Origin of the sequence: Streptomyces odontomachi, from assembly GCF_024435355.1 — a bacterium.
Taxonomy (GTDB): Bacteria; Actinomycetota; Actinomycetes; order Streptomycetales; family Streptomycetaceae; genus Streptomyces; species Streptomyces odontomachi.
In genome coordinates this window covers 1-556 of sequence record NZ_JAMJWG010000098.1, presented here as the reverse complement: position 1 = coordinate 556, position 556 = coordinate 1, and the positions used below count along the sequence as shown (strand labels likewise).

General features: G+C 67.8%; 1 protein-coding gene. It reads left to right on the top strand.

Annotated elements, in window-relative coordinates:
• Nucleotides 1–28: 28 nt before the first annotated feature.
• A partial coding sequence (locus tag NQO67_RS43545; protein ID WP_308295759.1) for an acyltransferase domain-containing protein occupies nucleotides 29–556 on the top strand: 528 nt, incomplete at its 3' end.

The window sequence follows — 556 nt, the reverse complement described above, 5'->3', positions numbered from 1 at the left end:
CCTCGCGTCTCATGGTGGGGCTGCGTGCGTGGCTGCGGTGAACAGTCCGCATACGACGATCATTGCTGGTCAGCAGGGTGTGTTGGAGGCTGTGGTCGCGGAGTGTGAGGGGCGTGGTGTGCGTGCGCGGATGATCCCGGTGGACTACGCCAGCCATTCGCCGCAGGTGGAGGCGGTCCGGGAGGAGATCCTGACCGCGCTGGCGGACGTCAAGCCGTGCGAGTCGTCCATCCCGTTCTACTCCACCGTCACCGGCGGGCTCCTCAAGGACACCACCGTCTGCGATGCCGCGTATTGGTATCGGAACCTGCGTGAGCGGGTCCGTTTCGAGGAGACGATCGGTGTTCTGGCCGGCTCCGGGCACACCGCGTTCGTCGAGGCGAGCCCGCACCCGGTCCTGACCCTCCCGGTCAATGACACCCTGCACGCCCTCGACGTCGAGCCCGCGCTGGTCACCGGAACCCTTCGTCGTGATGAGGGGAGTCTGGAGCGGTTCCACGCCAGCCTGGCCGTCGCGTTCACCGCCGGTCTGGACGTCGACTGGCACCAGCCCGCC